Genomic DNA, 23,070 nt, shown 5'->3' on the forward strand with positions numbered 1-23,070 from the left:
GGCGCGGCCTACCACAGCCGCGCCCTCTTGCCATACCCTGCCGGGCTACCGGTCCTGCCGTAGCTGGTATTCCCCTTTTCCCAGCTTGCGCAGCACCCCTTCCTGGCAAAGCTTTCTCACCACCCGCTGTAGCTGGGCCCGGCTGCAATGAAGCTGCAACGTCCCCGTGTTTATGCCGTGCAAAATATGGTCCGGCTGTATGGTACGCAGCAGGGCCAGCAGCTTTTCTTCCAGGGGCTGGGCAGGGTTTTCCAGCAGGGTAAACATCATAAATTTGTCCGATACCGTGCGCAGCAGGGCGCGCAGGAACCGGGCGTCCGCCTCCAGCAGGGGCCGGTAGCGCTCTACCGGAAGGGCCACGCACAGCACCCGGTCCAAAGCCTCCGTAAAAAAGGGCAGCGTTTCCCGCCGGATAAACTCCATATCCCCCAGCAGCACATCCTGCCCCGCCAGAAAAACCGAAAAACTGCTGCCGTCCTCCCGCAGGCCGTAAATGCTCACCCGCCCCCGCGCCAGAAACAGCAGCGCATCCATGGGCTTGTGGGGCGCTGTCAGCAGTTCCCCCTTTTCAAACTGTACCAGTTGAAAGTCCAGCCCCTGGGTGGAAAACCGCTGGCGGATCCGCCGTTCGTCCAGCAGTTGTTCCAGCAGGCCGGGCTGATCGATATATTTCATAAAGCCCCCCTCTTTTCCCACCTATTGTATCACATGATACAATAAAGCGCAAGCCGCCCTGCTATACTTAAGGTGCAAGGCGGGCAGTCCCGCCCCCGCAAAATAACCCAGGAGGTACCCTTTTTAAGGATCAGGGCGTGGCGCGGCCGGTTGCGGCGGCAGCGCCAACCGGAAACATTTTGGCCTGAGGGAGCGATCATATGTACCAGTACACAAAAAAAGGCCCTAAGCGTGGTGTGGCGCTTTACAGCTACTCCGCCGAATTCGGGCTGTCCAAAACCCTGGAAGACTGTTTCGAAGACGTGCATGATATGGGCGCCCATGGCATAGAAATACTGGCCAATACCCATATCGAAAACTATCCCTATCCCACCGAAGAATGGGTGGAAAACTGGTGGCGGCTCTGCGATAAGTACGATATTGTGCCGGTAGAGTACGGCCACTGGATCGACAGCCACGTGCTGGGCAGCCGGGAGCTGTCCACCGAAGAGTCGGTAGAAATGCTAAAGCGGGATTTACGGTTGGCCCACCGGCTGGGGTTCACCGTGCTGCGCACCAAAATGCCGGTGATCAACGGCGACCTGGAGCCGGTAGAAAACTGGCGGGAGATCATCCGGGGCGCCCTGCCCCTGGCGGAAAAACTGGGGCTGGTAATGTGCCCGGAGATCCACACCCCCTCCAATCTTAAGGGGAAAATGGTGCAGGACTACGTGGCCTTTATCCGGGAAACCGGCACCCGGCATTTCGGCCTGAACATCGACTTCTCGGTGTTCCGCAACAAGTTTGCCGAGGGTGAGTGGCGTAGCCCCCAGTTCCAGCCCAACGAGCCCGCGGATATGGTGCCCCTGCTGCCCTACATCTACTGCTGCCACGCCAAGTTTATCCATATGAGCGACGATTTCCAGGAAACCACCATCCCCTACCCGGAGATCATCCGGCTGCTCCAGGCGCACGGTTGGGACGGCTATCTTCTAAGCGAGTACGAAGGTGCGGACAAGTACGACCCCGGTTATCAGGTGGGCCAAACCCTGCGCAAGCAGCATATCCAACTAAAAAACCTGTTGGGCGATTAGGGCTTGTTTGAAAAATCGAAAACGCCGTCTTTTTACCCAGAAGCAGCCATCTCCTGCGTCGAAAATCCTCGTAATACGCAAGTATTCCTTGCGGTTTTCTCCTTGAAGCTGACCGCTTCTGGTCAAAAAACCGTCATTTCCTCTATTTTCAAACAAGCCCTAAGGAGGGAAAAGCAATGGAAAGAGAAGTCATCCAATCAGTGGGTTTCCGCAACCTGGTAGAAAACGGGGAAATTATCGGTTTCCAGTTGAAGATCCGCCTGCCCTACTACCGGGGCGTGTTCCTGTCCCAGTTGCGGCCCGGCACCCTGGTGGTGGATGGGGAAAGCTTTGGCCGCGAGCAGGTGGTCTGGTGCCTCCGCGGGGAGGACTACACGGCCGCCGAAATGGCCCAGGATTTTAAAACCCACTGGAACCCCACGGAAACCGTGGCCCTTAAGGTGAAAAAGCCCGGCGGGCTCCGTCAGGGCTACCATGACCTGCGGTACGGTTTCTGTTTCACCTCCAGCTATATGCCCCCCGCCATGCAGGAGAAACTGGATCCGGATAAAGAAAGCTTTGTGTTCATGCCAGAGTTCGGCCACCACGTAAACGAACGGCGCCTCATCATCGTGTAGTTTCATCCCCGCTGTTGCCTCCTACAGTTTAGGGGTTTCACCCCTAAAAACCCCACCACTTTTGAAAAAGTGGACAAAACTTTTACGCTTTGCCATCTTTAAAGCAGGCGAGGGCACCTACGTCCGCAGCCCAACCAGCAGACAGAATAAAAAATTTATTCTTTTTTTATTATTGTCCTTTTGCGCATAAAAAATGAGTTAAAGACCCGCGCGAAGCGCCCTTCAAAGTTTTTGGGGATCCTTAAGGGGCTTTTTTCAAAAAGCCCCTTAAGCAGGGTTTGGGGCAGCGCCCCAAAAAGCGTTGCTGGAGTGCCACAGCGATCCAAAGACCCGCGCGCAGCGCCCGCAAAAGTTTTTGGGGATTCTTAAGGGGCTTTTTTCAAAAGCCCCTTAAGCGGGGTTTGGGGCAGCGCCCCAAAAAGCGTTGCTGGAGTGCCACAGCGATCCAAAGACCCGCGCGAAACGCCCGCAAAAGTTTTTGGGGATTCTTAAGGGACTTTTTTCAAAAAGCCCCTTAAGCAGGGTTTGGGGCAGCGCCCCAACAAAAAGCGCCAAGCCCCCGGCAAGACCCCCTCAAGACCGGCCCATTACCGGGGCAAGAAGGCGGCAAGACCGGGGGAACATCCCCGCCATACCGGCCGATTAGTCACACATAACCGGGGCAAAAAAAGCACCCAGGAGGACTTTTTATTCCTCCTGGGAAATTTTATGCTAAAAATCGAAGGGCCAAGCCCTTTATAAACAGGCCCCCTATGCCTTCTTTCGCCCGATTTTCCGCTGCCCCTTGGCAGGCTGGGGGTACACCTTCACCTTGACCAAATAGTAAATACCGGCCAGCACAAAAGAGAGATAAACCGAGGCATTTGGGCGCCGCAGTACCCCCGATGTATTGACAATGTGTGCCAAACAGGTCAAAAACGCAATCCCCAGCGAGGCCGCCTCCACCGTGAAATACCGGCGGAAATCCTGCCACAGCGCGCGGAAAACCAGGTACACAAAATAACCAAAAAACACGGCCAAAGCCCCCAGCCCCGCGCCCCCACACAAGTAATAGATACCATGCAGGTCGTTTTCCACATCATATACGTTGTCCCCCACCAAAAAACGGGAGTAATCCAGGCCAAAAATCTGGGTACTGGCGGGCGAAGTATCCATCAAAGTCCGCGCAAACAGCAGCTTTCTATAGCGAACGTCATAGAATGTAAAGATATCATACGTATAATGAAACATCTCCATGGTCTTTTCCGCACCAAATATCTCTACAAAGTCCCGCTCATACTTTTCGTAAACCGGCGTCAAAGCGCCCACCAGCCACTGGTGCTCCGCCTCGCCCAGCGTCCCGGCGGCCTGCTTTTCCTTCAAAAGATCCACCCTGGCCTTATCCTCGCCCAGTATCTCGTAGATGGCGTCCTGCCGGCGATTTTGCGCACTGCCGTCGGCCCGCAAGTGGTGCCCCATGGTAGAGTAGGGGATTAGCAAGGTAAACACAACCGCTAGTGCAAACAGCACCCCAGCGGTTTTCCAGTGGGCGCGGCAGCCGGTCAGCAAAAGGGACACGCCCAGGCCCACAGTGGTGGCGTAGATGCCCAAATAGGTGAGCCTTGTCCCGAACAAGAAGAGCATACCCAGCCCTATGGCCAGGCTGGCCCAAAAGCAAGGCGTATTCCGGCGGGCCAACAGCCACCCGGAAACCAGCGGCGCCAGCATACTGAGGATGGCGCTCTGGCTGCTGGTGACGGCAAACCAGCCCAGTACCCCCAGGCCGTCAGAGTAAGTTTTGGGGTCCGTGCCGGTCAGCCGGCTGAGCAAGGCCACCAGAAAAACAAACCCCAGCGCAAGGGCCAGCCCGGCCTGTGCGCCGGCAAAAGCCCTGGGATTCTGCCGGAAAAAGGTGATAAAACACAGGGTCAGGACAGGCAATTGGGCGATCCGGACCAGGTTGATCAGGTCCGGCAAGGGGTCTTGATAGCCCCCCGGCGCCTGCAAGCAGGCAAATGCATGGCCGGCCCCCAGCACTACAAGGGCAGCGGCGCCCAATAGGTAGGCCCGCTTTTTTTCCGAAAGCCAAAAACCCGCCAGCAGGGAGATGCCCAACATACCAAACCGCAGGGCCAGTGTGGGCAGCGAGGAGAACCCCCATTCCTGAAACCAGTAGGAAACCACGTCCGCCACCGGCTGAAGGAACAGTAAAACAGCCATAAAATGCGGTAAATAAGCCACCACTTTGGTTTTCATAAGGCCGGCGCACCTCCTTGCCCTTTGCTGTCTGCCGGGCACAGCCACTTGCAGGCAGGCGGTTGTGGTACCAGCAATTTTTCGTATAACAAGGCGGCAACCAGCCCGGTGCAGGGCGGTACCAGAATATGGCCGATCAGCATAGAGGCGGTAAACAGCACGCACACAGCATATAGTAGGCTGCAAGTGCGCAAATCCTGTATATTGTGCCTGAATAGCCGAAAAAAACGTACGATCAAATAAACGGAGGCCCCCAAAAAGGGGATATAATACAGCGCAAAACCAATCACGCCGTGACGCAGCCATAGGGCCGGGCCCTCCATCTCGATCATGTGCTCAATATCCTTTTCATAGGCGTCCAGGTTCACATACCCCAGCCCCAACAGGCGCCTGCCCGTATGGGCCCCCATATACTCCTGCAAAATAGGGGCCAGCATGGTCAGGCGTTTGCTGAGCAGCCAGTCCGCGCGTTTAAGCAGCCGGTGGGTGTCCATCTGCTGCCGCAGCCAGGTGCCCTCGGCGGCCATTTCATATTCCGCATAGGCTTTGGCCCGATCCTTCTCCACCACACCGGGAATCTCCAGGCTGGCCCGTAGCGCGTCGGGGTCATCGCCGGACATGGGGGTGTAAATATCCGTGATGTAGTGGTTCAGCGGGGAAACGGGATAGATAGCCACAAGCCCGGCGCAGCACACCAACAGCACCGCTACGCACCGGAGAACCAGCTTTTCACGGCGCCGCAAATAGCGCACCACCATCCAGGCCAGGGCCAGAAGGATGTATAGGAAAACCCCCAGATACAGCAGCTTGGTGCCGATAAACGCCGCACTGAAAACCAGGGAAAGCAGGGCCAGGGCCGCCCCGGCCAACACCCAGGGGCGGCTTTTCATGGCCACATGGGTCAGGCACAGGTAGACCAGCAGGGGCGCGGTCAGCAAGATCATAGCGCTAACGTCATTGGCGGAGAAAAACCAGCCGCAGTACCCGTAGCCGGCATTATAGGAAATATAGCTGGTATTGGTCAAAAAAGCCAGCAAAACCACCACACAGTACCCGGCGCCGGCAACCGCCAAAGCCCAGTCGGGCAGCACAAAGCGCTCTTTTTGGTACAGTGCGTAGAGAAAGGCCGCCATATACGGGAAATAAAAGGTTTTGACAGACTCCAAGCCGTTGCGAACCAGTACCGGCAGCCCGCCTTCAGAAAAATTCAGGGCAGAAAAGGCTATAAGGTAAAGCGTAAGCACCCCCAGCCAAAGCAACAGGGGCCTGCGCCCGGGAAAAGGTCCGCAAAACAGGATATAAAGGCAGGCCCCTGCCAAAAACAGCGTGCGCAGTATATTGCCCGCCGTGAAAAGCATTTGCGCCTGCACGCCGAAATAAGTGAGCATATCAATAAAAGGGTGCAATACCACATATAGGGTAAGGAAATGGGCTGCACCCCATCGGTTCTGCTTGCATAAAATTGAAGATGCCATAGAGGAGGCTCCCTATAGGAATTTATAATAGTTGAACCGGCAATTTTTTGACCAAACTATGGGCAGGAATGCGATCGGTTGCTTGATACTTATATTATATAATAATACCACATATAATGGAAAATGTCAAGTCCCCTGCCGGCTGTAAGCCGTGTCCGGCGGTTCTTTTCGACCCAAAAGCCAATGAACATAACCCGCCTGTAGGGGGACAGGCGGGCTTTTTATGCAGTTTAGTGGGTGGCAGACCCTGCCACCCACTTTGGCAAATTTCTTTGCTAAATTGCCCACTTTCCTTGGGTTTTGCTGTATTATTAAAAATATTACGGCTTAATCTGCCAAAATATGACAAAAAGCCATTTGGAAAGGAGCAAAAAAGTGAAAACCTATGGATACATCCGCGTTTCCAGTACCGACCAAAATGAGGACAGGCAGCGGGTTGCGCTTGCAGCCCAGGGCATACCGCCAGGCAATATCTTCATGGACAAGCAGTCCGGCAAAGATTTTGAGCGGCCACAGTACAAGCAGATGTTGAAAAAGTTCCGGGAGGGAGATATCCTCTACATACTGAGTATTGACCGCCTGGGGCGTAACTATAGGGAAATACAGGAGCAGTGGCGCGTCATTACCAAGGAAAAGAACGCCGATATTTGCGTTCTTGATATGCCATTGTTGAATACGCGAACCGATAAAGACCTGATCGGCACCTTTATTGCTGACATTGTATTACAACTGCTCTCTTTTGTGGCAGAGAATGAACGGACAAATATCCGCAAACGGCAGGAACAGGGCATTGCCGCGGCAAAGGCCAGGGGGGTGAAGTTCGGTAGGCCGGAAAAGCCATTGCCCGCGGATTTTCCCGAAATTGTGCGGCGCTGGGAGAAAAAAGAGCTTGGCATTGGGGATGTATTGGAGCTGTGCGATATAAGCGATTCCACCTTTTACAGGCGGCTGCGGCAGTTCCGCAAGGGGGACAGCACCAGGGCCGGTGCCCCCTTCCTGCGCCCTTAGACGGGTAAACACAGCCTATAATTTGCCTTGCCTATCTGTGCTTTGTGTGGGCAATGCCAGCGAATTATCAATATAATTGTGCACTGTGCACGAAATGAAGGCAACGGGACAGGGCGGCTATCTTCCCAACTGGGCTAAACAAAATGCGCAAACGTGATTACCGAACCAATCAATCTTCCCACTTTACCCGCTCGGTCAGCGAGGCTTTGATCACGATCCGATAGGCAAATTCTGCCGCCACGCTCCCGGCAGCAAACAAAAGGAGCAGTATGCCCACTGCCGGCATGGAAACCGCATGGGCTTGCACGCCGAACGCCTGCGCCAGCAGCGTATAAGAGAGAGCAGACCCAACCGCAAACGCCCCCAGGCCAAACAGCCCGCCCACGCTGTTTTCATACAGCAGCATCCGGCGAAGTTGCGCATGGGTCATGCCTACTGCCTCCAGCAGGGCGAACTCCCGCCGCCGTAGAATCGTGGAGGTGATGGCGCTGTTGACCATGTTCATCAGCCCAATCAGGAAAATAATGCCGCACAGGCCGTACCCGGTGAGTTGGATCGCCGCAAGCCGCTCCTGTAATTCCTCGAAATCCAGGAGTTTGCCGCCCAAAAGATAGTCGAATCTTGTGTCGCCGGAGCCCACGCCGCGCCCCTCAATCAGGGCTTGCGCCTCTTCTAGGAGCGCGTCCGACCTGCCCTCTTTTGCGTTCACAAGCACCTTGAACACCGGCGCGTCCGGGAACTCCTTCTCAAAGACGCTTTCGGGCAGCAGGAAAAACACTTCCTCCACGCCGGCGTTATTCGCCGTGGGGCTCCCGCAAATCTCCGCCAGAGCTGTCCAGAGGCCATAGGACAGCTCCACGGGGATGACTTCATATTCTCTTTTTAAGCTTTCTGAGGAAAGTACCTCCCCGGCGGAAAACTGTATATCCGGGAGAATCTGCAGCTCGTTTTTCGTGAAAACGCACAGCACGTGTTTGCCGTCGTACAGTTCCTCTCCGTCATAGTGAAAAGGCTTGAGCATATCATCCCGGTAGACGACAATATCCCGGCAGAGCTGGTCGGGGATGGAGAGAACGGCGGTTTTTATCCTGCCGATGTCAAGAATACCCTGGTACTTCTCACGCTCCCACTCATATTCTGTTTTTTGTGCCAGAAACGAGCGAAGGCTCTCTTCCAGACCGGGAGAAATATCTGCCTCTACCTGGCCAAAGCGCAGAAACTGCATTTCCTCCACGGTATCGGACGCGGCAAGTTTCTCAATCATATCCGGCTCCACCGCAATGAAACTTGAGATTTGCGTAAGCGCATCGGGGATAAGGCCCGTGCGGTCCCCATCCCCCAGCCCCAGTTCCACGTCGAACATCCCGACCCTTTCCACGTTCACAATTATATCTGTGAACCCGCCCACCATCACAAAGAGCAGCACAGACACCATCGCCGAAAGGGAAGTCACCAGCATCCGGCCACGACTGCGGCGCAGCCCGGCTATGGCGAGCGTGAGGGGGGAGGTAGGGGCCTCCCGTTGCTTTTCCTTTTTGGGAGTTTTGCTCTCCGGCTCAGCCGAAACCGACTGGATGGGCGTCATTTTCTTGATGCGTGCCAGGGGCCGCAGCGCCGAGAAGAACAGGGTAAACAGCGTCAGTCCCCCGCTGAGCAGGGCAATAATCGGGTTGAACCGGTAGGGCAGCACCTCCCCGCTCATGCTCATAAATATAGGGGAGAGGAGCCGGAACCCAATAAAATACCCCGCCACCAGACCCACCGGCAGCGCCCCGCAGGCAATGAGCCCGGTTTGCGTGAGGGTGAGCTTTTTCATCTGCCTATGGGTCATGCCGATAACTTTCAATAGTCCAAACGACCGCAAATCCTGGGTCAGCGCGATGGAATAGATGTTATAAATGAGCAGGAAAGCCGCAAAGAACAGCACCCCGATCACCAAGAGCATCAGCAGGACGTTGACTGGCTGGAGGAGGTTGCCCAAATCCGCCCCCACATAGGCCTGGTTGATTTGTGTGCGCTGCTCCTCCCCCGGAAGTTCCCATTGGGAAAGCCGCTCTGTTACCGCCTCCAGCCGCTGTTCTATTCCGAAACTGCTGTGAAAGTTCACCATCACACTCAGTTCCAATTCCTCCGCCACGTGCTCTCCATACAGCGCCACCGCCGGGGGCGGCCTATCCGCGTCGCTGCGATAGAAACCGGAGACCGTGTAGATTCTCTCCCTTACCATCGGCTCCGCATTCCCCGTGCCCAGAATGAAAAGCCGGACCGGATCGCCAATGGAATGGGTGGGGAACGCCTCCCGGTAGAGCATAATTTCGTCCACCCCTTGGGGGAACCGGCCCTCGGTCCGTGTTATGAACAGGTGCGGGAGAACTTTCTCCCTATCCACAAAAGCCATGCCAAACCCTTGCTCTACGCTGCTCGCCTCTGCCGGTTCCTCCCAATGCACAGGGGCAAAGGCTGCCAGAAATGTTTCCGAAACCTCAGGGGCGCTTTGAATTTCCTCCCGCAAGGTTTCCCCGGAGATAGAATATCCGGTATCAACAATTAACGCGTGAAAATCGGAGGTAAACGCCAACATTTTGGAAAGCTGGATGGAAGCCAAAGTGCAGTAGGCAAAGCTGATCACCGTCATGTACAGCACCGTGGTGAGCACCACCGCCACGGCCACAAACGCCGTGCGCAGCCGGTGGGACTGAATCTGCAAGCGTGCAAGCCGGAAAATCATCCCGCCACCTCCCCACTGTCGGACACGATGCGTCCGTCCTCGATGCGGATGCGCCGGGAAGTCATCTGCGCCAACTCCTCGTTGTGGGTGATCATCAAAATCGTCTGGGATAATTCCCGGTTCAGCTTTTCCAGAAGGAGCATGACCTCCAGGCTGGTCTTGCTGTCCAGGTTCCCGGTTGGCTCGTCCGCCAGGATGATATGGGGCTTTGTGGCCAGTGCCCGGGCAATGGCTACCCGCTGCTGCTGGCCGCCGGAAAGCTGGGCGGGCATGGAATAGCGCTTTTCGTAAATGCCCAGGGTAGAGAGCAGTTGCCCCATTTCCTCCTTGTCGGCTTTCAGCTTGTCCAGCCCCAGGGGCAGGGCGATGTTCTCCCAGACGTTCAGACCGGGAATCAGGTTGTAGCTTTGGAACACGAACCCGATGTAGCGCCGCCGGAACACGGTGAGGGGGTCGGGGGCGAGGGAATCCAGGCTTGTGCCGTCAATGGCCACTGTCCCGCTGCTGGGCTTGTCGATACCCCCAAGCAGGTGTAAAAGGGTGCTTTTGCCGCTGCCGCTGGAACCTACCACGGAAACAAACGCGCCCCGCTCCACAGACAGGTTTACCCTGTCCAGCGCCCGCAGTGCGTTTTCTCCGTTTCCGTAAATCTTTGTCAGTTGATTCGTTTGTATGAGCATGATTTGCGCTCCTCCTTTCTGATGCCAAAATTATAACAGACGAATCTTTCCCTGCGGCAACAAAATCTTTCACTTTTGAAAGGATCATGCTTTTTTATCCTGCTGGCGGGGTTCTGCCGGCAGGAAGATACTGAACCGGCAGCCACCACGGTCCCGGTTCTGGCAGACAACCCGCCCATCCTGCGCCTGGACGATCATCCGGCAGAGGGTAAGGCCGATGCCCACGCCGGAAACCTGCCGGGCGGTTTTGCCGCGGTAAAACCGTTTCCAAATCTCCGGCAACTCCTCCTCCGGGATGCCGGGGCCCTCATCCAGGATATCCAGCCGGATATAGCTGTCATACCGCTGGGCAGCGACCGTGATTTCCGAGTTTTCCGGCGCATATTTCACGGCGTTATCCAGAATCGCCCCCAGCGCCTCCGCAGTCCAGCGCAGGTCAAACAGCGCGGCCAAGCCCTGGGGGATTTCTGCCGAAAGGGTCAGGTTTTTCCTTGCGGCCTCAGGCACAACAGCAGACAGGGCCTGGGCCGTCAACTTCTCTAACGGCTCCTTGGCAGGGTGTACGTTTTCCGCAATCAGCCCGCCCTCGCACCGGGAGAGTTTGACCAAGGCATCCAAAAGAAACCGCAGTTTTCTCGTCTGTTCCCCAATCGCCGCTGATTCGGGGGAGGCTGGCAGCAGTTCGGCGTACATGGCGGCAGCGGTCAGCGGCGTTTTGCATTGGTGGGCGATGTCGGAAACCAGCGCGGAAAGATTGCGGTAACTCTCTGTAACCCGCCGGTCCCGGCATTCCTCCTCGCTGCGTTTCAGCTTAAGCTGCCGTGCCAGTGGCGCAATTTCCCGTTCCTCCACCGCAAAATCGTCTTTGCCTTCCAGGGCTTTTTGTACGTCGTCCAGGAGCCTTTGCCTTTGTTTCTTCTCATACAGCGCAAAGCCCAAAGCGGCAAAACCCATAAGTGCTAAATAGCAGGCGGCCGGCCAGATGCTGCCCACAAAAAGGCTGTTTGCAAAGCAGAACACCAGGGTCAGGATGAGCCAAGCCAGGATAAAAAACAGTATCATGCCCGGTCACCTACCCACATATACCCAAGCCCGTAAATGGTGCTGATACTTTTCTCCCCCAGCCGCCCGCGCAACCGGCTGACCGTTACAGACAGCGCGTTTTCGTTCAGTTCCTCGCCGCCCTCCCAAAGGGCGTCTGTCAGCGCTGCCCGGGAAAGCACTTTGCCTGCGTTTTTCACCAGCACCGCCAGCAGTTTATATTCGGTAGCGCCCAGATGCACCCTTGTACCGTCTACCAAAAAATCCAACGCCCCAAAATCAAACCGGTACCGCCGGTCTACATATAAATCCCTTTGCTTTTCCGTGCGCTCCAGCAGGGCGGCAATGCGTTCCCGGAGCACCATCAGGGAAAAGGGCTTTTTCACATAGTCGCAGGCCCCGGCACGAAACGCCGCCACTTCGTCCATCTCGGCGTCCCGTACGGTAAGGAAGATCACAGGCAGCGCCGTTTTATTCATAAGGTCCCGGCAGAAATCAATGCCGTTTCCGTCTGGAAGATTGCAGTCGAGAAGTAATAAATCGAACCCCTCCGTTTCCAAGCGCCGCCCGGCAGACGCCAAATCTTCTGCGCCCACCGCAATCCATGCGTCAGAAGAAAGTGACCGGCACAGGCCTGTACGGATGGCTTCGTCGTCCTCAACGATCAAGATTTTTTTCATGTGTGTGACCTCCTTGCTCTGTGACGTCGTTTCGTATGGGCTGAAAGTTCTCTATGTTGTGCCCGTAGGCTTTTGCTGCCTTTGAGGTGCTGCTCCCGACCTAGATGGTTTCTATGGGGGTGCAAATGGATGGTTTCATTATACCCCAGCCTTTGGGATTTCGCAATCGTTTCCATGGGCCCTGGCCGATTTTAAGCGCTTGCTTGCAGGACGGAACGAGCATGGGGGCGCTGTGTAAAACGACAGTGGATGAAGGAAACCCAACTTGCTCTTAAGCGGACACCTGGCAGGGCAGCGCATGAAAAGGGGACAAACGATGAAACATTGCGTTGCCGGTCACCTACACACCGAACCTCCTGTCCGCCGATTGACGGCCTTTGGATTTGATGCTATACTGTTTTCCAGCAGAAACGAAAACAAGGAGGGCCCCTATGCCCCACATCCTCATCATTGAAGACGACACCGACATCAACAACGCCACAGCCCGATACCTGCGGCGGCATGGCTGCCAGTGTACCCAGGCATTTTCCGGTACCGAAGGCCGTATGCTCTGGAAAAGTTCCGGCTGTGACCTGCTGCTAATAGACTTGATGCTGCCGGGGCTCTCCGGCAGCGAGTTGATTGACGGGATTCGCCGGGAAAGCCGGGTGCCGGTGATCGTCCTGTCAGCCCGTTCCGGACTCTCCGACAAGGTGGAACTGTTGGGGCTGGGAGCAGATGACTATATGACCAAGCCCTATCAACTGGAAGAACTTTGGGCCAGGATACAGGTTCAGTTGCGCCACGCCAGCACGGCGCTGGAGGACGAGGTGCTGTACTTCCGGGACTGGCAGTTGAATATCGGCGAAATGGCCCTGATAGCGGGGGGCCTGCCTGTGGAGCTGACCCCCCATGAGTTTAAGATCGTGGAACTTATGGTGCGCCGCCCGAAGAAAGTGTTTACGAAACAACTGATTTATGAAACGGTCTGGCAGGAAGAAAACGCGATTGAAGATAAGACCATCAACGTGCACATCAGCAATATCCGTGCAAAACTTCGCCCCAGCGGTACGGAAAGCTACATCCAGACTGTGTGGGGGATCGGTTTCAAGCTGAGCTGAACTGGGCTGAACTTTATACTTTCTTTACCTTTTCTTGGCGATGTTTGGACATTTGGCCGCTATACTATGCCTTGTAAACCAGACAAAGGAGGACATTGGAATGGCAGTTGTACAGACAATGGGCCTGTCAAAGCGTTACAAGGACAAGTGGGCTGTAGACCACTTGGAACTGCGGGTAGAGCAGGGGGATATCTACGGTTTTATCGGGCAGAATGGCGCCGGGAAGTCAACTACGCTCAAGCTGTTATGTGGCCTGGCAAGCCCCACGCAGGGCGAGATAACCATCTTCGACAGGCCCCTGCGGGATACAGTAGCACACCGGCGTATAGGGGTGCTGGTCGAGCAGCCGGGGTTGTATCAGGATCTAAGCGGCCGGGAAAACCTGTACCTTTATGCCACGCTTTTGGGATTGGCTGACCCTAAGCGGCAGGTGGATGAAACATTAAAGACAGTGGGCCTTATCCCTCATGAAAAGAAACCGGTGAAACAGTATTCTATGGGGATGAAACAGAGGCTGGGCGTTGGGCTTGCCCTGTTGGGCAGCCCGGACCTCCTGCTGCTGGACGAACCCATCAATGGCCTGGACCCGGAAGGGATCCGGGAGATGCGGGAACTTTTACAGCGGCTTAACCGGGAGCGCGGCCTGACCATTCTGCTCAGCTCCCACATATTGGGCGAACTGAGCAAAATTGCCACCCGGTATGGTATTATCCGGCAGGGGAAAATGGTTGAGCAAATCAGCGCCCAGGAGCTGGAGCAGAAATGCACCGATTACCTGCATCTTCGCACAGGCCAGTCTAAAAAGGCTGCTGCCATTCTGGAACGGGAGTTCGCGTTGGGCCGTTGGGAAATGCGTCCTGAAGGGGAAATGCGCATATATGACGCGGTGGATGTGAAGTCTGTCGGCCAGGTGCTTACCCAGGCCGGTATCGCCGTGGAGGAGATGGGCAAGCACCAGCAAGACCTGGAAGGGTACTTTTTAGAGAAAATGGGAGGGGACGGTCATGCTTAACACATTGAAAATGGACAGCCGCAGGCTGTTCAAAAGCCGGAATTTTTATGTGATGTTGTCCATAACGGTGGCACTGGTCGTGTTTTTGTGCCTTATGCTGGCTGTTATAACCTCGCCAGAAGTTCTGGACGCTATGGAGCAGAGTGGCGCGGATGTGGAAACGGCAGATTATCAGATGGGGGCCCAGATCGCCAGTATGAGCCAGCTTGCATTTGCCCATGAGTGCTTATCCAGCGGATTCCTGCTCATATTGGCCGGTATGGGGATGACGTTCTTTGTGGGAAATGACTTTGCGGGTGGGTATATAAAAAACATATGCTTTGCAAGGCCGCACCGTTGGGAATACGTAGCCTCTAAGGCGCTGGTTGGCGGGATATACAGCGGTGTAATCACCATACTGGCAGTGTTTTTCTCCCTGATACTGCCGCCTGTGTTTGGGCTGCATCCGGCCGCTAGCGCAATAGGGGATGTGCTAAGCTACACCTTTTGGATCTGGCTGCCTACCTGGGCGTTTTCCCTGATGGCGCTGACTATGGTTCTGATCACGCGCAGCGTGTCCTTAGGCATCCCTATGTCAGTGGTGTGCGGTGGGGGGATCCCGGCGGTACTGCTGCGTGTGTTCACGGGGAAACTGGGCTGGCCCCCTATAGAGAAGTATTTTATCAGCTCTTTGGTCAGTAATTGTTGTGTTCCCCAGGCGGGGATGGAGAAGATTTGGATGATTCTGGCCAGTGTGGCTGGGTGGAGCGTGCTCTACATTGCCGGCAGCCTGTTGCTGACAAAAAAACGGGATATATAAGGGGGGGCTCTCTATGCTGCCGGCTTTACTCTTGGCGGTTCTTGCACTGGTGCTCGCACTGTTTCGGCTGTATGCATATCGCAGGCAATTTCTGGAAATGGCCCAGGTGTTGGAGAAAACCCCGGCAGAGAGCAACCTGAACCTGACAGTGCAAACCGGTGGCAAACCCGCCCGGCAATTATGCAGGGCCATGAATGGCAGGCTGGAAGAAAGCCGTAAACTCCGGCTGGAAACCATACGTAGAGAAGAGGCGTTAAAATACACTATGGCCTGTATCTCTCACGATATCCGTACGCCGCTGGCCGGGGCGATGGGCTATTTACAGTTGCTGGAAGAGGAGCCGGAGCGCCGGGTGGAGTATATGGAGATTATTGGAAAGCGGCTCAAAGAATTAGACGGGCTACTGGATGAACTGTTCCTCTATACCCGCCTGCAAAGTGGCCCCCTGCCGCTGGACTGCGGGATGGTGGCATTGCTCCCACCCCTGTATGATGCGTTGGCAGAATTTTATCCCAAGCTGGAAATAGCGCAGATTGAGCCGCAACTGCGGTTTGACAGGGAGGATATCACCGTTTACGCTGATAGGGACGCCCTGGGGCGGGTCTACAAAAATCTGATTTCCAATGCCATCCGGCATGGGGGAGGGGGGCTTACCGTATCTGCGACTGCCAGCGGCGTTTGCTTTGCCAACCCCATCGGAGCAGGCGAACGGCCCGATCCCACCCGCCTTTTTGACCGTCTATACCAAGGGGATCCAGCCCGCAACCATGGCGGAGCAGGTTTGGGATTGGCCATTGTCCGGGAACTGATGGAACAGATGGAGGGGGGCGTTTCCGCGCGGATTGAGGGTAACGAATTGCAGATCGAACTGTGTTTCCGAAACGAAACGGAGTAAAATGGCGGAAAGAGGTTATCACAAAAACACGCCGTTCCCGGCAGGTGCTCTACGGGGAACGGCGTGTTTTTATGATAGCTTTTTTGCCGATAAGATACCTTGCAGGGGCCGTGTGAATCTTGAAAAAGTTGCGAAAAGGGAGGCTATGATGCACATTAGCCAGCTTTCTCAACCGGTGCAACGGGCCCCAAGACGGGTAGATATGAAACGGAAGATCCTGTATTCCCGGCAGATACGGTTGGTAAATGGCGCGAACAACCGGGGGATATCCTCCTTTTTATGGGGGCAATCTGATCAATACAGGTATTCCCTCTTTAGGGGCAAAAGTTCGTTTAACCCCCTGGCCATGTATTCGTCCCAGGTTCTCCAGTCATGGTCGTAGCCCTCTGGGCAGAGGTAGGTTACCTGATAGCCTATCTCTTTGAGCCGGGCCGCGTCATCCTCTACCCGTTGGCGAATAAACTCTTTGCTCCCGCAAACCAGGATGAATTCCGTAAGTTCCCTGCCCTCCTCTTTGAATCTCCTGGCAGGGGGATACAGATCATAAGTAGAGCCGGGGAAACTCTCCGGGTTTCCAAAAGCTATTTGGTAAGAAGGCATATAGGTGCGGAAGTGGTCACTTTCCAGTTCTTCCACCAACGTGCTGGTCTGCAAGGTCATCCCGATTCCCCCTGAAATGTCCATGCAGGCGCGGAACAGATCCGAGCGAAGAATGGCTGTGCCTAAGGCTACGTTGGCCCCCATAGCATATCCCATAACGAAATTGTCCTCCCGCTTTGGTGAAGAGGGGAATAGGGTTTGCACAATGCAGGGCAGTTCCTCTGTCAGATAGGTAAAATACTTGCCCCCAGGGCAGTCCGTGCCAAAAAACTGGATGTCTGGGCAAACCAGCATGACCTTGTTTTCTTGCGCCACCCGTTCCAGGGCAGCGTAACGGGCGGATATGGAATTGTCTTCCCCGCCGCCATGGTATACATAAACCGTCTGAAACTTCATGCCCGGCCGGTAGGTGTATTGGAAGGGCCGGGTGATGGGATTCTGTCCCCGCTGTTCTGCTTCAGCAGGGTCGAAGAAACTCAGGCCGTCTGTGGGAAGTATGAAGGTGATGTTCACGTTCCTTCCCACACTTTGGCTTTTAAAATTGTACTGAAATAAGGACATAAAGAAACCTACTCCTTTTTAAGCCGGGATCCTGTTTGCCTTAGAAAGGGTTCCCGCCTGTTTCGGTGAGGCCAAAGAAATCCAATGCCTCCTGGATGGCCAAGTCCCAGAAACGCCATTCGTGGCGGTAGCCGTCCCGGAAAAACCAATGAGGTTCCAGGCCAATTTCACCGCAGTGTTTCTTGAATTCCAGCAAGCTGTTATAGATCATCGTGTCATCCCGGCCACAGGCGAACATCAGCCGGGGCAGCTTGCCGGTGGGGGCCAGCTTGTCGATGATAGCCCACACGTTTTCACAGGAATCCCGGAAAGCCTCCAGCCCTCCGGCATTGGCCAGCGTATTCTTCATGCGTGGGTTCTGTGAATTTAACATGGCGTTGGGGTTATCCGGCGACAGGAGGGAGAAATCCATAGGGGAAGCGGATAGCACGGCTGCCGCTGCAAATTTTTCGGGATGATTTACGGCATATTTAATTGTCCCCCGGCCGCCCATAGAAAGCCCGGCGATAAAGTTGTCCTCCCGCTTGTCGGATACGGGAAACCAGCCGTAAATAAGGGGCATCAACTCCTGGGTGAGATAGTCGTACATCTGGTAGCCCATCATAGTGCTGTCCCAGTTAGAATAGTTGGAGTTCAGGGCAGAGGGCATCACCACCACCAGGTTTTTCTCGGTTGCATACAGCTCAATGCTGGTTTTGCGCAGCCAGTCGGAATGATCGCCAAAGGTGCCGTGGAGCAGCCACAATACCTTGAACTTTTGCCCACTTCCAAAAAACTGAGCGGGAGTCAGTTCACGGGGCTTGTCGGGGAGGATGACGGAAATTTCGTGGTTGTTCTTTAAGTATTGGCTTTCAAAATTGTAGGTAAGGACGGACATAGGTGTTCTCCTTTCATTTGTGCTGGCTGGCAAGCCACTCCATAATCCCGTGTTCGCCGTTGTAGACGAGCATCCAGCAGGCGTGGTTCTGGCCGAACTTTTCTTCCAGGGAAATGCTGGGGGCGTTACCCAGGCCATAGGCGGCCAGTTCCTCCGGGGAGAAGATGGTAAGGTGGGCGTCCTGGTTACCGGCGTCCCGTAGCGCTAAAATCCCGTCCACAATGTATTTGTGGCGGTAGATGGTGTGGTCGACATAAGCAGCCGCTACCCAGATTTTTGTATCTGTCAGGCTGCGCAGGATGCCATAGGTTTCCGGGGTCATGGTGGGGCAGATGGGAACTGCGGCGGCGAATAGCCCGCTGCCTACCGATAGGGCCCGCAGAGTACCGCCCCCTCCCATGGACATACCGGTGACCAAAACCCGGTTACTGTCCACCTTGCCAGCGGCAACCAGCCCCCGGATGATATCGCATACAGCGGCCAGATATGCCCGGTGCCAGCCGGTATCTGGCTGGTTTATACTGCCAGAGAAAGACTGGGCCGCAGGAGATGAAGGCGGCTTGCCGGCTGGGGCCTGGGGAGCCATCACATACATATCGGGGTAAAGCTCTGCCAGCCTGAGGGCCCCAACGGTGCCTACCATCTGCGTGAAGTTGTCTGTGCCGCCTTCTCCACCTCCATGCAGGAACAGCATAAGGGGCCTGGGGCCGGCGGCATGGGCGGGGCTATACAGCCTGTAACGAACACCCTGTTCCTCTTTGGCGGCAAATAGTTCCAGATTTTCCACCTCTACCTGGGCTACTTCCTGCTTGGTAAGCCGAATGCCCTTAGCTGGCCCCGTCCCTTCCAGCAGAAAGTCACAGTTGTAGGAGAATTCTTCGGGGTAGAGCCGCAACCCTTCGGGGAGGCTTTCTACCCGCATAATGGCCTTTTCTTCCCGTTTCCCTCTTTGTTCCACCTGTAGGGTGAAGTTTTCCGGGGCAACGTTTTGGGGGCAACCCTTCAGTTGGAAGTAGTGGGGGGCCCAGCCAATGTTCGTCACCTTTGCGTAAACCTGTGCTTGCAATGTAAACCGCTCCTTTCTGTAAATCAAACTGTTTTCCTTAGGGCGTGTTCACATAAGCTGCGTATGCAGATTTTGGAGAAAATTTTTGTCAGATGCAATGCGAAAATTCGCAGACGTACTTGCGTATTTCAAGAATTTTCAACGCAAAAGATGGCAAAAATTTGCCCAAAAGACGGGTACGAACGCTTATGGGAACACGCCCTAGTATAGCACACACCAGAAGAAGATACAAAACATCCACAGCAGGGCGCCTTCCCTGCTGTGGAGTAAAAGGCATATCCCGGAGGGTTCAAATCCGCCGTTTGCTGCCAGCGTAAAAATCTGTCCGGGGAATCCAGTCCAGGAAAGCCTCTATTTGCTGGTCCCACAGCCGCCATTCGTGGACAAAGCCGGGGCAGGGCACCCAGGTGACATCGGCGCCCAGTTCTTTCATCTTTTCCTGAAGTTCCAAAGCGGCGGGGTATAGGCCATCTTTATCGCCGCAGGCAATGTACATTTTGGGGAATTGCCTTCCCTCGGCCTTTACCTTTTCTGCTAGCTTTATAGGTTTCCAGGAGTCCGGGTAGGGGATATCATTGCCCTCTGCGTCCTTACGGGGCGGCGGATTGCCTCCGATGGAGAGCGCCCCCATAGCCCGGTACTGTTCCGGGTTGGTAAAGCCGTGAACAAGAGTGCCATAGCCGCCCATTGAAAGCCCTGCAATGTAAGTGTGTTCCGGCTTACTTAAAGCGGGGAACATACCGCAGACAAAATCAGGCAGTTCTTTATGGAGGAACCGGAAGAAATTGTCCTTGAGCATCCCGTTGATGCCGGGCACATCCTGGTAGTTTTTATTCTCTGCGGAGAACATGACTACGATAATATTTCGCTCTTCCGCGTACATCTCAACATTGCTATAGCCGCTCCAGGTAGCGTGGTTATTCCCCATACCATGAAGTAAGTATAGCACCGGGTATTTGTGCGGAGGTTTGTGGCTAACAGGGGCACTGGGGCCGGCCTCCAGGGTAAAACCATCGGTCAGGGTGGGGGTGGGCACCACCACCGTTATGTCCACCGTGCGCTTTAAGGAATAGCTGATAAAATTACACGAAATTTTTCCCATTCAAAATGCTCCTTCCTAGTTATGCAAACAGACCGCAGGGCTTAAATCCGCCGCTTGCTGCCGGCATAAAAGTCTGTCCGGGGGATCCAGTTGAGGAAAGCCTCTACCTGCTCGTCCCACAACCGCCATTCGTGGATAAAGCCGGGGCGGGATACCCAGGTGACGTCGGCACCCAACTCCTTCATTTTTTTCTGGAGTTCCACGGCACTGTCATAAAGGTGGTCTTTATCGCCGCAGGCAATGTACATTTTGGGGAACTGCCGGCCTTCGGCCTTGATTTTTTCCGCCAGTTTCATAGGCTCCCAGCGGGCGTCACGGGGAATGGGCTTACCGTCCTCGTCGCTCTGGGGAGGAAGGGAACAGCCTACGGAGAACACACCCATAGCCTTATACTGCTCCGGGTTGGAAAAACCGTGGACCAACGTACCATAGCCGCCCATCGAAAGCCCCGCAATGTAAGTGTGCTCCGGTTCGCTTAAAGCAGGGAACATACCGCAGACAAAATCAGGCAGTTCCTTATGGAGGAACCGGAAGAAATTATCCTGGATAATGCCGCCACCGGGTACATCAATATAGCTTTTGTTTTCCGCAGAGAACATGACCACCATAATGTTCTGCTCCTCAGCGTACATCTCAATATTGGTGTAGCCGCTCCAGGTGGCGTGGTTATTCCCCATGCCGTGGAGCAAGTACAGCACCGGGTATTTGTGCTGGGGCTTGTGGCTAACAGGGGCGCCAGGGTCGGCCTCCAGGGTAAAACCATCGGTCAGGGTAGGGGTGGGTACCACCACGGTTACGTCTACGGTACGTTTTAGCGAATAGCTGATGAAATTACAGACAAACTTTCCCATAAAGAACCATCCTTTCGTTTTGGCCGCCCCACTTCAGGAGGGTTCCTACCGGGGCGGCTGCTTTTCCTATTCCATCATAGCACATTGGCAGGTAGGGGAGATATCAGAAAAGCGTAGGGTTTTATCAGAATCCAGACGTATTCTCTTGCCATTCCATGGGCAGGAGCAGGGTAACCAGGCCACCTTGCGAATTATTGGAAAACGAGAGGCGGAAGTTTTCCCCGTATAGAAATTGCAGCCGCTTGCTGATGTTGAAAATACCCAAATGACGGGTATTGCTTTTGCCTGGTTCTGGCTGAGAGGCTTTTTCCAGCATGGAAGGGGGGAAACCGGCCCCGGTATCCTGGACCAAAATTTGCAGCCATTCCTTTGCCTCTGCCTGGCATAGCCGTACCCGGATTTCGATGTGGATGTTTTTTGAGCCCCCATGCTTTAGGGCGTTTTCTACAAAGGTAAGCAGGGCGAGAGGGGGGATCTGCCATGCCTCCGGGGTACCGGTAATATCCTCCGTTAGCTGGGAGTCTACCCGGTGGCGGATGCGCTGGATATCCAAAAATTCCCGCACCATAGAGAGTTCCCGCTCCAAGGGGACAAGGCTGAGGCTTTCGGAAAACAGGTAACGCACATAGTTAGAGAGTTTAACGCAGAAAGACTGGATGCGCTTATACTCCTGCTTTTGTGCCATAGCGTGGATGAGAGAAAAGCAATTAACAAAAAAGTGGGGCTTAATCTGTAGCTGTAGGTATTCCATCTCCGTCTGGGCTAAAACCAGTTTTTCCTCGTACAGGTCAATACGCAGCTTTTCGATTTGTTGGGAAAGGCCATCGAAGGCCTCCAATGCATCGTTGAGTTCCCGGATACCACCCCGTTTTACCGACTGGCGGTGTTTAGAGTACTCATCCACATGGTGGATAAAATTTTCTAAGGGCTGCTGGATATATCTACGGTAATACCGGAGGGTATAGATGGTAACAACCAGAACAACCAGAAAGATAAATACCACAAAGCAGATCATCAGGGAGAAACTCCCCCAGTCCAGATAAGGCTCGTCGGTAATGACCAAAGAAACATGGGTATATTCTGGGGATATTTCAAACTGAACCGTATGGTCGGGGAACTCCTTCTTCGTTGCCTGAGAGGCGCTTAGGTAGAAAATGTCCCCTTGGGGGGAGAGGCTGTTGGCCTTGATGGGGAAAAACAGGGCGTCGCAGGAGACCCATGCTGCCAAGGTAATATTGTCTACACGATACACCTGATAGAGGTAAAGGCTTTCCCCCAGCGTTATGGTTTCCCAGGTGATGCCAGGAAGTTCCAGGGTGCCGCTGTGGATTTTCTCCTGGAAGAAAGCACGCATTGCCAGATTATCCGCATAGGGAAAGGTGTAGTTGAATCGGGAGAACATCAGTTCTTCTTGGGGAATGAAAAAAGAAAAGCTGTAAGCTGTATCCCAAATCGCATCATCGTACTCGAACTGGGAAATCAAGTTCCGGGCCGCGACATTGCGCTGGTTTACAGTTTTGGCAAAGCGCAACTCTTCTACATAGGGATCGTTCAGCAACAAATCCACCATATAGCTGTTCATCCGCGACAGTTCTGTACTTACTTGGGCTGTCTGGGTACTTATTGAGGCACACAGGGCCTCGTGCTCCCTTTCCTGCGTATCCCGGATGGTATACAAAATGAAAAAAATACCGCCCAGAGCCACAGGAAACAGAACAGCCAGCATGACCGCCAGTATTTTACGTAGGGAATAGGAAGTTTTTTTACTTTCCATGGAAGTATTCCTCCTCTCTTCCACCCACAGGGACTGTATGTTTGGGTGATTGTGAATTCTTTGCCCCAATTATATAATAGAAACGGTGCCCAGGTAAATGCTTTTTGGGGGAAAGTCCGAATAACAAAACTACTCCTCCGTTTTTTTGCTAGTTTTGTACCGTTTTTTTCGGTATGCTCTAAACAGGGAATATGACATCCCAGGGCCCTGGGAACATGGCA

At 54.5% G+C, this 23,070-nt stretch carries 21 protein-coding genes; 8 read left to right on the top strand and 13 right to left on the bottom strand.

The features are described 5' to 3' along the window. Window positions 1-45 precede the first annotated feature (45 nt). Window positions 46-675 carry a cyclic nucleotide-binding domain-containing protein gene (locus U8U01_RS01075; RefSeq protein WP_322169086.1) on the bottom strand — a complete coding sequence of 210 codons (630 nt, stop codon included), beginning with the start codon at window positions 673-675 and terminating at the stop codon, window positions 46-48. A gap of 200 nt (window positions 676-875) precedes the next feature. Between U8U01_RS01075 and U8U01_RS01080 the strand changes: the two genes are divergently transcribed. Genes U8U01_RS01080 through U8U01_RS01090 form a run of 3 tightly spaced genes read left to right on the top strand, consistent with a single transcriptional unit; the run spans window position 876 to window position 2,365 of the window. Then, window positions 876-1,748, top strand: a complete 873-nt coding sequence (locus tag U8U01_RS01080; protein ID WP_322169087.1) for a sugar phosphate isomerase/epimerase family protein — start codon at window positions 876-878, stop codon at window positions 1,746-1,748. A 3-nt stretch (window positions 1,749-1,751) separates the two neighbouring features. Beyond that, window positions 1,752-1,970, top strand: coding sequence for a hypothetical protein (locus tag U8U01_RS01085; protein WP_322169091.1), 219 nt, complete (start codon window positions 1,752-1,754; stop codon window positions 1,968-1,970). Next, window positions 1,925-2,365: a C-glycoside deglycosidase beta subunit domain-containing protein gene (locus U8U01_RS01090; RefSeq protein ID WP_322169095.1), complete on the top strand. Its 441-nt coding sequence runs from the start codon at window positions 1,925-1,927 to the stop codon at window positions 2,363-2,365. Before U8U01_RS01085 ends, U8U01_RS01090 begins: the two co-directional genes overlap by 46 nt. 750 nt (window positions 2,366-3,115) lie before the next feature. Here U8U01_RS01090 and U8U01_RS01095 read toward each other — a convergent pair. Together U8U01_RS01095 and U8U01_RS01100 are read right to left on the bottom strand one after the other, a co-directional pair. Continuing rightward, window positions 3,116-4,600, bottom strand: a complete 1,485-nt coding sequence (locus tag U8U01_RS01095; RefSeq protein WP_437124375.1) for an O-antigen ligase family protein — start codon at window positions 4,598-4,600, stop codon at window positions 3,116-3,118. Then, window positions 4,597-6,075, bottom strand: coding sequence for an O-antigen ligase family protein (locus U8U01_RS01100; protein ID WP_322169101.1), 1,479 nt, complete (start codon window positions 6,073-6,075; stop codon window positions 4,597-4,599). The genes U8U01_RS01095 and U8U01_RS01100 overlap by 4 nt, the downstream gene beginning before the upstream one ends. A gap of 342 nt (window positions 6,076-6,417) precedes the next feature. On the opposite strand from U8U01_RS01100, the gene U8U01_RS01105 reads away from it, so the two are divergent. After that, complete coding sequence (locus U8U01_RS01105) at window positions 6,418-7,083, top strand: recombinase family protein (protein ID WP_322169104.1); 666 nt, start codon at window positions 6,418-6,420, stop codon at window positions 7,081-7,083. Between the two features lie 169 nt (window positions 7,084-7,252). Here the strand turns inward: U8U01_RS01105 and U8U01_RS01110 are convergent, their stop codons facing one another. The 4 genes from U8U01_RS01110 to U8U01_RS01125 all read right to left on the bottom strand — a co-directional run bounded on the left by U8U01_RS01110 (window position 7,253) and on the right by U8U01_RS01125 (window position 12,212). Beyond that, on the bottom strand, window positions 7,253-9,811 hold the full coding sequence (locus tag U8U01_RS01110) for an ABC transporter permease (protein WP_322169107.1): 2,559 nt from the start codon (window positions 9,809-9,811) through the stop codon (window positions 7,253-7,255). Then, window positions 9,808-10,494, bottom strand: a complete 687-nt coding sequence (locus U8U01_RS01115) for an ABC transporter ATP-binding protein (protein ID WP_322169234.1) — start codon at window positions 10,492-10,494, stop codon at window positions 9,808-9,810. Before U8U01_RS01115 ends, U8U01_RS01110 begins: the two co-directional genes overlap by 4 nt. Before the next feature lie 81 nt (window positions 10,495-10,575). Then, window positions 10,576-11,553 carry a sensor histidine kinase gene (locus tag U8U01_RS01120; protein WP_322169110.1) on the bottom strand — a complete coding sequence of 326 codons (978 nt, stop codon included), beginning with the start codon at window positions 11,551-11,553 and terminating at the stop codon, window positions 10,576-10,578. Continuing rightward, on the bottom strand, window positions 11,550-12,212 hold the full coding sequence (locus U8U01_RS01125) for a response regulator transcription factor (protein WP_322169113.1): 663 nt from the start codon (window positions 12,210-12,212) through the stop codon (window positions 11,550-11,552). The genes U8U01_RS01120 and U8U01_RS01125 overlap by 4 nt, the downstream gene beginning before the upstream one ends. A gap of 431 nt (window positions 12,213-12,643) precedes the next feature. Between U8U01_RS01125 and U8U01_RS01130 the strand changes: the two genes are divergently transcribed. The 4 genes from U8U01_RS01130 to U8U01_RS01145 all read left to right on the top strand — a co-directional run bounded on the left by U8U01_RS01130 (window position 12,644) and on the right by U8U01_RS01145 (window position 16,018). After that, a complete protein-coding gene (locus U8U01_RS01130; RefSeq protein ID WP_322169116.1) occupies window positions 12,644-13,312 on the top strand; it encodes a response regulator transcription factor in 669 nt (222 codons plus the stop codon). Window positions 13,313-13,412: 100 nt separating this feature from the next. After that, window positions 13,413-14,324: an ATP-binding cassette domain-containing protein gene (locus tag U8U01_RS01135; RefSeq protein ID WP_322169118.1), complete on the top strand. Its 912-nt coding sequence runs from the start codon at window positions 13,413-13,415 to the stop codon at window positions 14,322-14,324. Then, window positions 14,317-15,123: a hypothetical protein gene (locus tag U8U01_RS01140; protein WP_322169121.1), complete on the top strand. Its 807-nt coding sequence runs from the start codon at window positions 14,317-14,319 to the stop codon at window positions 15,121-15,123. The genes U8U01_RS01135 and U8U01_RS01140 overlap by 8 nt, the downstream gene beginning before the upstream one ends. Before the next feature lie 13 nt (window positions 15,124-15,136). Beyond that, window positions 15,137-16,018 carry a sensor histidine kinase gene (locus U8U01_RS01145; protein WP_322169124.1) on the top strand — a complete coding sequence of 294 codons (882 nt, stop codon included), beginning with the start codon at window positions 15,137-15,139 and terminating at the stop codon, window positions 16,016-16,018. Between the two features lie 294 nt (window positions 16,019-16,312). Here U8U01_RS01145 and U8U01_RS01150 read toward each other — a convergent pair whose 3' ends face one another. The 6 genes from U8U01_RS01150 to U8U01_RS01175 all read right to left on the bottom strand — a co-directional run bounded on the left by U8U01_RS01150 (window position 16,313) and on the right by U8U01_RS01175 (window position 22,849). Then, on the bottom strand, window positions 16,313-17,131 hold the full coding sequence (locus U8U01_RS01150) for an alpha/beta hydrolase-fold protein (RefSeq protein ID WP_322169127.1): 819 nt from the start codon (window positions 17,129-17,131) through the stop codon (window positions 16,313-16,315). Between the two features lie 88 nt (window positions 17,132-17,219). After that, a complete protein-coding gene (locus U8U01_RS01155) occupies window positions 17,220-18,056 on the bottom strand; it encodes an alpha/beta hydrolase (RefSeq protein WP_322169130.1) in 837 nt (278 codons plus the stop codon). A 13-nt stretch (window positions 18,057-18,069) separates the two neighbouring features. Continuing rightward, window positions 18,070-19,149: a PHB depolymerase family esterase gene (locus U8U01_RS01160; RefSeq protein WP_322169133.1), complete on the bottom strand. Its 1,080-nt coding sequence runs from the start codon at window positions 19,147-19,149 to the stop codon at window positions 18,070-18,072. A gap of 262 nt (window positions 19,150-19,411) precedes the next feature. Next, window positions 19,412-20,224, bottom strand: a complete 813-nt coding sequence (locus U8U01_RS01165; RefSeq protein ID WP_322169135.1) for an alpha/beta hydrolase — start codon at window positions 20,222-20,224, stop codon at window positions 19,412-19,414. A gap of 41 nt (window positions 20,225-20,265) precedes the next feature. Continuing rightward, window positions 20,266-21,075, bottom strand: coding sequence for an alpha/beta hydrolase (locus U8U01_RS01170; RefSeq protein ID WP_322169138.1), 810 nt, complete (start codon window positions 21,073-21,075; stop codon window positions 20,266-20,268). Window positions 21,076-21,199: 124 nt separating this feature from the next. Further along, entirely contained in the window at window positions 21,200-22,849 is a 1,650-nt protein-coding gene (locus U8U01_RS01175) for a sensor histidine kinase (protein ID WP_322169141.1), read from the bottom strand. Between the last annotated feature and the right edge of the window lie 221 nt (window positions 22,850-23,070).

It is taken from the genome of Acutalibacter caecimuris, assembly GCF_034335085.1.
In the GTDB taxonomy this organism is placed as follows: Bacteria; Bacillota; Clostridia; order Oscillospirales; family Acutalibacteraceae; genus Acutalibacter; species Acutalibacter caecimuris.